Origin of the sequence: Vibrio fujianensis (assembly GCF_002749895.1) — a bacterium.
Taxonomy (GTDB): domain Bacteria; phylum Pseudomonadota; class Gammaproteobacteria; order Enterobacterales; family Vibrionaceae; genus Vibrio; species Vibrio fujianensis.
Window position 1 is genome coordinate 467 of sequence record NZ_NBUS01000039.1, and the last position, 11918, is coordinate 12384.

The following is an 11918-nucleotide window of genomic DNA, read 5'->3' on the forward strand; positions in this document are numbered from 1 at the left end:
CCCTCAACTAACACTACCTGAAGCCTTGCGGCGTCTGCCGTGTCAGTGAGGCGGCATTATAGGGAGTTTGGTTAGCTTGGCAAGTGCTTTTTAAATAAAAAATGGAAAAACACCTCAACCAGCCTAAAAAGCAACCAAAACGGCATTTTCTGATTACTTTATGAACTATAATTTAAATAAATGCATAAGCATCCGCAAACATACGCTCGTTAACCGCATGTTTATGCTGAGTAAATTGGTCTCTTGCTGCTCCTGCCATATCAAAACGGCCAGCGATATAGATATCAAAGTCAGCTAAAGATTCAAAATCAGCCATCACCGCCTGTAATACATTGCCAACTTTGCCAGACCATGCAGATGATGGCGTTTCCACTGTGGGAATAAAATCCATATTGGAATATTGACTAGCTAACGCTTGCAATTCTTCCAGCGCATAAAGCTGGCTTTCATCCTTAGCTCCCCAGTAAAGATGAATCGGCGTCGTTTGTTGGGTCGCTAAGCAATGATCCAAGATCGAACGCACGTAACTAAACCCAGTACCGCCTGCGATTAATAGTAGTGGCCGCTGGCTATCTTCTCTTACCCAGGCATCCCCATGAGGCGCATCAATAGTGATATCACTGCCCTCAGCCAATGCGGTTTCCATCTGCTGGACAACTTGCTGCGCATAAAGATTATGCTCAGCAGCACCAATATGCAGCTCGATGTTTCCTTCCAGTTGACAAGGGCTATTAGCAATTGAAAATGCCCGTTTGTCCTTTTCTCCCATTATCACCATAACATATTGTCCCGCTTTAAAATCTAATCGCTGCGCGGGCTGCAGTAAAATGCGATAAGTATGGCTCGCTAGAGGAGAAATAGACTTAACTTTACATTGCATAGTGTTGAGCTTCCTTTTTACTTGTTTTGCTCAGGCTGACGACCACAAAACAAGTTATCTATAGCCTAAAAACTAACCAGTACATAGTGCGCGAATTCATCACTGACTGGTATTCTCTATATTATGTGGCAAATTAAAATAATGACGATATCGGTTACCCAGCCACTGAGCACCCCATCGTTAACTTAAAAGTGATCTAACCCGTCTCTATATACGCGCCTAGGTCAACAACGCATTATTTGATCGCTAATTGTGGCCAAAGTTGATCAATCTTAGCTACTAGCTGAGCATCTTTCTTAATTGGTGTCCCCCATTCACGAACCACTTCTCCTGGATATTTGTTCGTTGCATCTAAAGCAAGAGGCGATATGCCACGACCCTGATTATCCAGTTTGAACGTATCACGAGCTGGATCCATGCGAGTGGTTATCGCCCAAATGACATCATTCCAATCATGCACATTAACGTCTCCATCACAAATCACCAAAAATTTCACAACGGTAAAATATGATAAATATTGCCATACCTGTTCAAGCATTAATTTTGATTGCCCGGCTTGGGTTTTATCCATTGAGAGTAAAACGAACTGATTGTCGGCGCTTGGTGGTAAATAGATCTCGCGCAATTGGCTATGTTGCTGCTTCAATTTCAGCAAATCAGCCTCAGTGATCGGCGTCACCGGTCGAATATTATTAAGGTTACTCGCCGACTCGACCGGCCATTTCTCAGTCGCGTCTAAGCCCATTTTTGAACCTAGACCAACCACAGGTGAAGCAAAATCCAATGAATCAATAGGGGTGTTTTCAATCATCAAGCTATCTCGTACTGGCTGCATATACTGAGCCATAGCTTGAATAACTGACGACCAATCGCGCGCATCCACGGTGTGATCACAGACAATCACAAATTTGGTGTACATAAACTGACGAAGAAATGACCAGACCCCCATCATCACTCGCTTAGCATGACCTGGATATTGTTTTTTCATCGTCACTACCGCCATGCGATAAGAGCACCCTTCCGGTGGCAAATAGAAGTCAACAATTTCAGGGAACTGTTTTTGCAAAATAGGTACAAAGACTTCATTTAACGCAACACCGAGCACCGCTGGTTCATCCGGTGGCCGTCCGGTATAGGTACTATGATAAATCGCTTGTTGACGCATGGTGACATGAGTCACCGTAAAGACATGATGACGCTCAACTTCATTGTAATAACCAGTATGATCGCCATAGGGGCCTTCATCAGCGAACTCATTCGGGTCAATATAACCTTCGAGAACAATTTCAGCACTCGCGGGAACGTCTAAATCGTTACTGACGGATTTAACCACCTCAGTTTTACTACCACGTAATAAACCAGCAAAGGCATATTCAGACAAGGTGTCTGGCACGGGGGTAACTGCACCAAGAATGGTTGCCGGATCAGCACCAAAAGCCACCGAAATTGGGAACGGTTCACCAGGGTGAGTTTCCATCCAGTCCCGCAGATCAAGTGCACCGCCACGATGAGCTAACCAGCGCATAATAACCTTATTCTTGGCGATCTTCTGTTGTCGATAAATTCCTAAATTTTGCCGTTTCTTGTTCGGGCCACGAGTAATGGTTAACCCCCAGGTTAACAAAGGGGCGACATCATTTGGCCAACAACTCATGACTGGGATTTTATCTAAATCAACCTTATCTCCCTGCCAAATGATTTGTTGGCAAGGCGCTTTACGTAATCGCTTAACAGGCATATTAAGCACTTGCCGAAAAACCGGTAGTTTATCTATCGCATCCTTAAACCCTCGCGGAGGTTCCGGTTCTTTAAGATAAGCGAGCAATTTACCCACTTCACGCAAATCTTGGACGCTTTCTCGCCCCATCCCCATCGCAACGCGTTCAGGTGTGCCAAATAAATTGGTTAAAACGGGCATATCGTAGCCAATAGGATTTTCGAACAGCAGCGCAGGGCCTTTCAAACGTAAGGTTCTATCACTGATCTCGGTCATTTCATAGTGAGGGTCAACCGGATGGGTAATACGTTTTAACTGACCATGCTGTTCCAGATAGTCGATAAAATCACGTAAATCCTTAAAATTCATAAGCTTTCTTGGTCGCTGGTTACCTAGAATTTAGTATAACAAAAAAGCACTTTAGTTCAGCGCTCTTTTCTATCGAATTAGAAGGTAATTTTTATTCAGCCTCCAAACTGACGTGACTGAATAAAAAAACACCACTCATTTAAGTGGTGTTTTTTTTATCTAATAAAGCGTTATTGTCGGCGCATGGCATCAAAAAATTCATCATTGGTTTTGGTCATTGCCAACTTATCGATGAGGAATTCCATTGCATCAGTTTCGCCCATTGGATGCACGATCTTACGTAAAATCCACATTTTTTGTAACTCATCAGGCTTAGTTAATAGCTCTTCACGGCGGGTACCTGAGCGGTTAAAGTCAATTGCAGGGAAAACGCGTTTTTCAGCAATTTTACGATTAAGGTGCAGTTCCATGTTACCTGTCCCTTTAAATTCTTCGTAAATGACTTCATCCATTTTTGAGCCCGTATCAACAAGAGCGGTAGCAATAATGGTTAAGCTGCCTCCCTCTTCAACATTACGCGCGGCCCCAAAGAAACGTTTAGGACGATGCAACGCGTTGGCGTCAACACCACCGGTCAACACTTTACCAGACGAAGGAACCACCGTGTTATAAGCCCGAGCTAAACGAGTAATCGAATCGAGCAAGATGACAACATCTTTTTTGTGTTCAACCAAGCGTTTAGCTTTTTCAATGACCATATCGGCCACTTGAACGTGACGTGAAGCAGGTTCATCAAAGGTGGAAGCAACCACTTCGCCTTTTACTAAACGTTGCATTTCAGTGACTTCTTCTGGGCGTTCATCAATCAGTAATACCATCAAAACACACTCAGGATGATTGCTGGCGATACTTTGTGCGATGTTTTGCAGCAACATGGTTTTACCCGCTTTGGGTGGCGCAACGATCAAACCACGCTGCCCTTTACCAATTGGGGCGGCAAGATCAAGAACACGTGCAGTAATATCTTCCGTTGAACCATTACCACGTTCCATGATCATGCGCTCATTGGCATGCAAAGGTGTTAAGTTTTCAAAAAGAATTTTGTTGCGGGCGTTATCAGGCTTGTCGTCGTTAACCGTGTTCACTTTAAGCAGTGCAAAGTAACGTTCCCCTTCTTTAGGTGGACGAATTTTCCCAGCGATTGAGTCACCCGTTCGCAAGTTGAAACGGCGAATTTGGCTCGGTGATACATAAATATCGTCGGGGCCAGCTAAATATGAGCTGTCTGCACTGCGTAAGAAACCAAAGCCGTCTTGAAGGATTTCCAAAACACCGTCGCCAAAAATATCTTCGCCGCCTTTAGCATGAGCTTTTAAGATAGCGAAGATAATGTCTTGCTTGCGTAGACGCGCGAGGTTTTCAAGGCCTAGGCTCTCACCAAGTTTCACAAGATCAGACACAGGTCTGTTCTTCAGTTCTGTTAGATTCATTGTGGTGGATACTTGTTTAGTCAAAATAGGATCTATTTTCTAGTTAAGATGGATTTGGTCTCAGGATTGACCAAGAAGTGAACACTTGTTTAATTAACGTGCGATAAACTAGCACTAAATAACAGACTAGTCTAGAAAATGTTTTTTGCAAAATAAAACCGCACCTCATGTGCGGTTTTATACATTGCGCTAAACGTTCGCGTCCAAAAACTCTTTTAGCTGAGTTTTTGATAACGCACCGACTTTCGTCGCCGCCACACTGCCATCTTTAAATAGCAGCAGTGTTGGAATTCCACGGATACCAAATTTCGGCGGTGTCCCGGCATTGTGGTCGATATTTAATTTACCGATAGTGAGTTTGCCTTCATATTCGTCTGCGATTTCATCCAGAATTGGGGCGATCATTTTGCAAGGACCACACCATTCTGCCCAAAAATCAACCAGAACAGGGCCTGCAGCTTTGATCACATCGTTCTCAAAACTTTCATCAGAAAGCTGCAAAATTTTATCACTCATCTTCCACTCCAATGTGTTTTTTCTGAACTGGTTGCATACTAACCAGTAATTAGATGCTCTATTGGAATGTATTTACTTCCGTATTGCAAGTGTAAGCTGATATTCTATAGCAATGAAAAAGACACACATCACAGAGCAAAAGTTCGCCGACTTCGGTTTACACCCGCAAGTCATTGAAGGATTGGATAAAAAAGGGTTTGAATATTGCACCCCGATCCAAGCCTTGGCGTTGCCGGTCCTGCTCACCGGCCAAGACATTGCAGGCCAGGCCCAAACGGGCACTGGTAAAACCCTTGCGTTTCTTACTGCGACCTTTAATCACTTACTAACAACCCCTGAAGCGGAAGGACGAAAACCTAACCAGCCTCGGGCAATCATCATGGCCCCGACGCGTGAATTAGCGATTCAGATTTATCATGATGCAGAATCACTGATTGCCACCACGGGTATAAAAACCGCGCTAGCCTATGGTGGTGAAAGCTACGATAAGCAACTGACTAAAATTCAGCAAGGCGTCGATGTATTAATCGGTACCACTGGACGTATCATCGATTTCTATAAACAAAAAGCGTTCAACCTTAACCATATTCAAGCCGTCGTGTTGGACGAAGCCGATCGCATGTTTGATTTAGGCTTTATTAAAGATATCCGTTTCTTGTTCCGTCGCATGCCTGAACCGAAAGAACGCCTCAATATGCTCTTTTCTGCGACATTATCTTATCGCGTGCAAGAATTGGCCTTTGAACACATGCATAACCCTGAACATGTGGTCGTGGAAGCGACGCAAAAAACCGGTCACCGCATTAAAGAAGAGCTGTTCTACCCTTCAAATGAACATAAAATGGCACTTTTACAAACCATTATTGAAGAAGAATGGCCAGATAAAGCGATTGTTTTTGCTAATACGAAGCATCGCTGTGAACAAGTTTGGGGAAGTTTAGCCGCTGACGGACATCGAGTAGGGCTACTGACTGGTGATGTACCGCAGAAAAAACGTGAACGTATCTTAGAACAATTTACCCAAGGTGAATTGGATATTTTAGTGGCGACCGATGTCGCGGCTCGTGGCTTGCATATTCCCTTAGTCACGCATGTTTTTAACTATGATTTACCTGACGATAGCGAAGATTATGTCCACCGTATTGGCCGGACTGGTCGAGCGGGGGAAAGTGGTTCTTCGATCAGTTTTGCTTGTGAAGAGTACGCCGTCAATTTACCTGCGATTGAAGAGTATATTGAGCATAGCATCCCTGTATCTGAATATGATGCCAGCGCGCTGTTGACAGATTTACCCAAGCCGTTAACACTGCGTTCGTCACAACAGCGTCGTACCAATACTGCGGGTTCACGTTCAGGAAACAGAAAGCCTCAGCGTCGTCCACGAGCACCACGTCCAAAAAAGGATTCGTAACTAACCGATGAGTCAAAGTACTTCTTCACCATTGTATGCAGCTATCGATCTCGGATCAAACAGCTTTCATATGCTGGTTGTACGCCATATTGATGGCAGCGTACAAACGATGGCCAAAATTAAACGTAAAGTACGTTTAGCGGCAGGCTTGGATGAACATAATGTTCTCAGTCAGGATGCCATGCAGCGTGGCTGGGATTGTCTGAGCTTGTTTGCGGAACGATTACAAGACATTCCGGCGCAGCACATTCGTATCGTCGGTACTGCAACGTTACGTACCGCAACCAATGCAGAACAGTTCTTAGTCAAGGCGAATGCCATTTTAGGTCATCCCATCGAGGTCATTTCCGGTGAAGAAGAGGCGGCAACCATATACAAAGGCGTCGCACACACATCTGGTGGTGTGGGTCGTCGTTTGGTGGTTGATATTGGCGGAGCGAGTACAGAACTGATTATCGGTGAAGGGTTTGAAGCAAAAGCCTTAACCAGCCTGAAAATGGGTTGTGTGACTTGGTTGGAGCGTCATTTTAAAGATCGTCAACTGACGGCGATAAACTTTGACCATGCCATTCAAGCGGCCAAGCAGATGATGACTCCCATCTTAGAGGTCTATCGCCAATTGGGTTGGAATGTCTGCGTTGGGGCAAGTGGTACCGTGCAAGCGCTACAAGAAATCATGTTGGCTCAAGGCATGGATGAGGTCATTACGTTAGCGAAACTCCAACGTTTACAAAAACAGGCTATGTTAGCGGATCATCTTGAAGAGCTTGAAATAGAAGGCTTAACGCTTGAGAGGGCTTTAGTTTTCCCCAGTGGCTTGTCTATTTTAATTGCGATTTTTGAATCATTAGACATTGAAGCGATGACATTAGCGGGTGGAGCACTACGTGAGGGGCTGGTCTACGAAATGGTGCAAGATCTCCGGCAAGAAGATATTCGCGCGCGCACAATTGCCAGTGTACAGAGCCGCTATCAAATCGATCAACATTATGCTGATCAAGTCGCTTCACTGGCTAGTCGGCTTTATCAGCAATGTGGTTCTGAACAATGGATTCCAGAGCCTCAAGCCGAGATGTTGTTACGCTCTGCTGCTCAGTTACATGAAATTGGTCTGGCCATTGATTTCAAAAAAGGCGGCGAACACAGTGCTTATCTACTGAAAAATTTAGACTTGCCAGGCTATACTCGTGCCCAAAAACACTATTTGGCAGAGCTAACCCGTCGTTATCGAGAGACTCTCTCTTCACTGCCCGAACAGCATGCGTTATCTGCTACCAGTGCAAAACGTGTCTTACGTTTGTTGCGCCTTGCGATTTTGCTAAGTCATCGACGCAATCCAGCCTTAGAGCCGAAATTCACTTTATGTGCCGATGAAGATAAGTTGACGCTAACTCTTGATGGGCAATGGTTACGTGATAATCCGCTCACTCATGCAGAACTGGAGTTGGAAGCTAACCGACAAACGGATATTGGCTGGCCACTCGCCATTGTAACCAAGTAACGCCCATCCAGCCCTTGCTATGCCAAGGGCTTATTCTCCAACTTGATTAAGCAAAGCCCTTAATTTGAGTGGTTTAACTGGTTTGGCCATAAAACTGAATCCGTTAGATTCTATTCCCTCCAGAATATCCGGATTACGATCAGCACTGATAATCACACCGAGAAACCCCTCTCCTAGTCGTAAACGGCATTGCTGTAATACTTCTAATCCTGTTCGACCGTTGTCGAGTCGGTAATCTGATAGAATGACATCCGGAATCCATTGATCATCGAGTGCTTTTAAACTAGATAACAGATCGGTAGACGTTTTTACCTCACAACCCCAGCGCTCAAGCAGATCACGCATCCCAATCAAAATATCGGCCTCATTATCCACACATAAAACCCGTAAATAACTCAGCTCAGAAACTGGGCTGCCCCCCAGCGAAGAAGGGATTATCTGCTCCGCTACACTCGCCCGCGCTAAGGTGATGGAAAAAACACTTCCTTTCTCCGGCCAAGAGCGCATGGAAATTTCATGACCCAATGCTTGGGCGATCCCTTTTGATATCGCCAATCCTAACCCTAACCCTTGATCGGAACGAATTTGTCCGCCTCGATTAAACTCTTCAAAAATCTCTTGCTGTTTATCTTCTTCAATCCCGATGCCGTTATCCCAAACATCAATGCGCACCTTGCCTTGCCTGCGCCTCACACCGAGTACCACTCGTCCTTTGGGATTATACCGAAACGCATTAGTTAAGAAGTTCTGAACAACTCGACGCAATAACTTGGGATCTGAACGCACATACAGTGATGAGGGAACCATATGAAATTCAATCGCTTGTTGCTTCGCTAACGCACTAAATTCGGCATCTAAATTCGTGAAAACATCCTTAATAGCGAAACTTTGCAGCTGAATATCTAATTTCCCCGATTCCAAACGAGAAATATCCAATAAATCACCAATCAAATCCTCAGCGGCACTTAATGCACTTTCAATATGATGAGCAAGCCGCTTCGACTCTTCTTCCTTCGCCACCTCAGATAAAGACGAGGCAAAGAGACGCGCAGCATTCAAGGGCTGCATGAGATCATGGCTGACTGCGGCTAAAAAACGAGATTTCGATTGAGACTCTCGTTCGGAGCGTTGCGTTGCTAATACCAACTGCTTGTTGAGTTTCTCTAGCTCACGCGTTCGCTCTAGCACTCGTTCTTCCAAATGCTCATTGGCTTCTTGTAAACTGCGTTCCACATTGCGAAAAACCGTAATATCGGTAAAGCTCATGACAAACCCGCCTCCCGGCATTGGGTTGCCTTGTACTTCAATCACCCGACCATCAGGACGCATCCGTGATGAGGTATGTCGTGAACCTTGTTCTAAATAGTAAACTCGCTTACGCACATGTTCTTCAGGATCACCCGGTCCACATAGCCCTTTTTCGGCATTATGGCGAATAATATCGGCAATCGGTCGCCCGACCTGAATCAGTCCTGCCGGAAAATCAAACAGTTCTAGATAACGCTGATTCCATGCCACTAGCCTTAACTGCTTATCAACGACCGCAATCCCTTGGCCGATATGCTCAATCGCACCTTGCAGTAATCCACGGCTAAAGTCATACAGTTCAGAGGCCTCATCGACAATCGTCGCCACTTCTTCAAGCTGCATTTTCCGCCCTTGCAAGGCTGACGTGAGTACTAACTTCGCCGATGAGGCTCCAAAAACACCTGCTAGCACTCGCTCAGTATGACGAATTAATCCAGAAGAGGCTTGCTGATTTGGCAGCAAGGTTTCTTGCTGTTGATGCCAATATTGCCCGAAGGCACTCCGTACCCTTGGTCGCCCGACAAAACGGGACGCTAACATTTCTAATTCAGCCACCGTTACCCGACTTTGATACAAACTCATATTCTCATTTTCAGGTAACGGCGTCCCAATAAAAGAGGCCGATTGCAAACGTTCACTCAAGCTAGAATGGGTAAAAAGCGACACCACCACATAGCACAACGCATTTAAACTGACACTCAATAGCATTCCCCAATCAATAGGACTCATACCAGCCGCCATTAAAGATTGAGGGGGTGTGATCACCCAAAGTAAAATATTACTGTCAGCATCTCCGGCCAGCATCTGAGTCGCGGTCATCAAGGTAATTAACCACAGTATGAATCCAACGGCTAAGCCAACATAAACGCCTTTACGATTGCCTTCCCGCCAATACATCCCTCCCAATAAGGCGGGGGCAAATTGGGTAATTGCAGAAAAAGAGAGAAAGCCAATCGCGGAAAGAGACGGAATACTATCCAGTGCAAGATAAAATCCCCATGCTCCCATCAACAATAACAAAATCAAGGTACGACGAATAATCACCAACAAGCCCGAAAAATGGCGATGGTTGCGATGTGTTAATCGCATACGACGCAGTAACAACGGCATCACCAAATCATTGGATACCATAATGGCAAGAGCAATGGTTGAAACAATCACCATACCAGAGGCAGCAGAGGTTCCCCCTAAAAAGGCCAACAATGCGATCTGCTCTGCGCCAACCTGCATGGGAATGCTCAACACTAAGGTATCTGGAGAGCCATTCGGTAACAAAATTTGTCCTACCCAAGCAATTGGCAGCACAAACACGCCCATTAATAAAAGATAAAGTGGAAACAACCAGCGAGCGGTGTGCAGATCTTGGGCTCGTTCATTTTCGACAATCATGGTATGAAATTGCCGAGGCAAACAAATAATGGCTAGCATCGTCAAAACAGTATGAACCAGGAGTGTCGGCCAATTGGGTGCTTGATAGGTTTGTTGCACATGACTTAGAAAATCAATGTCTTGCTTGCCAAAAATAAGCAAAACAATAAACACGCCTACCACTAAAAATGCGAATAGCTTAACGAGTGACTCAAAGGCGATCGCCATCATCATGCCACGGTGATGCTCCGTGTTATCGATATGTCGCGTGCCAAATAGCATGGTAAACAGCGCCAAAGCCAAGACCACAAACCAAGAGACATGATTGTCTTGATAGCCCAGTTCTGCATATAAATCAGGGGCAACCACATTAAGCCCCATGGTGATCCCACGCAGTTGCAACGCGATATAAGGTAAAATTCCTGCTACCGCAATCAAGGTAATGGCTACTGCTAATCCTTGCGATTTGCCATACCGCGCGCCAATAAAATCGGCGATAGAGGTAATGTGTTCTCGCTTAGCGATTAAGATCAACCGAGCTAACATTCGCCAACCGAATAAGAAAACCAATATTGGCGCGAGATAAATGGGGAGAAAAGACCAAGGATTCTCACTGGCTTGGCCGACTGTTCCATAGAATGTCCAAGAGGTGCAATAAACAGCAATCGATAAACTATAAATCCAAGGCCGCCACTGAGCTAACCACTTAGCTTGCCTATCGCCATACCACGCGATTAAAAACAGTACGCCTAAATAAACCAGCGAAACTGGAATAACTAACCATCCTTGCATTATTTATCCTTGGGTAGTCGCCCCGATTGATAAGGAGGCCATTTTCTCAACTAGGAGGATTTAAGCGTCGACCACCATCACTTTAGAAAGTATGAGAAATGTCGTTTCTTTAGTTTAAGTTATAACCGAAAAAATGAATCCTCCGCAATACTTCGAATCAAGCATCACGGAGGATTGCGCTCTAAATCCAATAAGATGAATATAAACGAGCGATTATGTCGATTAAAATTAACGTTTACGGTAGCGAACCAAACCAGCCAGGAACATGCCTCCTAAATAGAACAGTCCCATACTTCCACCTGAACTGGATGACAACTCCGGTTCGATTGGGGTCTTGCTCTTCACTTTCTGAGCAAATACATCAAACTCAGCGGCTGAGACAAAATCACCTACGCCCGATAACGCCTCAAATTTCAGATATTTCGCTTGATGTGGCGAAAATTGTAATTTTTGCACGCCATCACGCTGCTCAAAAGTACCTACCGACACTTCGGTGAAGTTCTGACCATCTTCAGATAAAGAGAGACGATAATCACCAATCGCGCCGTTTCCCGCACCAGGCCGTGCAACATAGCTAAAGCCACTGACCATAAAATCAGCGTTCAGATCGATGACAAAATGTTGCG

General features: G+C 45.0%; 8 protein-coding genes. 2 read left to right on the top strand and 6 right to left on the bottom strand.

Annotation, left to right across the window (positions count from 1 at the left end; genetic code table 11):
- Positions 1–172 precede the first annotated feature (172 nt).
- The 4 genes from fre to trxA form a co-directional block, all read right to left on the bottom strand.
- Positions 173–880: an NAD(P)H-flavin reductase gene (fre, locus tag B7C60_RS04890; protein ID WP_099610691.1), complete on the bottom strand. Its 708-nt coding sequence runs from the start codon at positions 878–880 to the stop codon at positions 173–175.
- Between the two features lie 235 nt (positions 881–1115).
- Complete coding sequence (gene ubiD / locus B7C60_RS04895) at positions 1116–2966, bottom strand: 4-hydroxy-3-polyprenylbenzoate decarboxylase (protein ID WP_099610692.1); 1851 nt, start codon at positions 2964–2966, stop codon at positions 1116–1118.
- Between the two features lie 170 nt (positions 2967–3136).
- Positions 3137–4396, bottom strand: coding sequence for a transcription termination factor Rho (gene rho, locus B7C60_RS04900; protein ID WP_099610693.1), 1260 nt, complete (start codon positions 4394–4396; stop codon positions 3137–3139).
- 189 nt (positions 4397–4585) lie between these two features.
- Complete coding sequence (trxA, locus tag B7C60_RS04905) at positions 4586–4912, bottom strand: thioredoxin TrxA (RefSeq protein WP_099610694.1); 327 nt, start codon at positions 4910–4912, stop codon at positions 4586–4588.
- A gap of 112 nt (positions 4913–5024) precedes the next feature.
- On the opposite strand from trxA, the gene rhlB reads away from it, so the two are divergent.
- On the top strand, positions 5025–6323 hold the full coding sequence (rhlB, locus tag B7C60_RS04910; protein WP_099610695.1) for an ATP-dependent RNA helicase RhlB: 1299 nt from the start codon (positions 5025–5027) through the stop codon (positions 6321–6323).
- 7 nt (positions 6324–6330) lie between these two features.
- Positions 6331–7824, top strand: coding sequence for a guanosine-5'-triphosphate,3'-diphosphate diphosphatase (gene gppA, locus B7C60_RS04915; protein WP_099610696.1), 1494 nt, complete (start codon positions 6331–6333; stop codon positions 7822–7824).
- Between the two features lie 30 nt (positions 7825–7854).
- Here gppA and B7C60_RS04920 read toward each other — a convergent pair whose 3' ends face one another.
- Positions 7855–11292 carry a hybrid sensor histidine kinase/response regulator gene (locus B7C60_RS04920; protein WP_099610697.1) on the bottom strand — a complete coding sequence of 1146 codons (3438 nt, stop codon included), beginning with the start codon at positions 11290–11292 and terminating at the stop codon, positions 7855–7857.
- 228 nt (positions 11293–11520) lie between these two features.
- Positions 11521–11918: discoidin domain-containing protein (locus tag B7C60_RS17880; RefSeq protein ID WP_245868567.1), on the bottom strand; the 398-nt coding region annotated here is incomplete at its 5' end.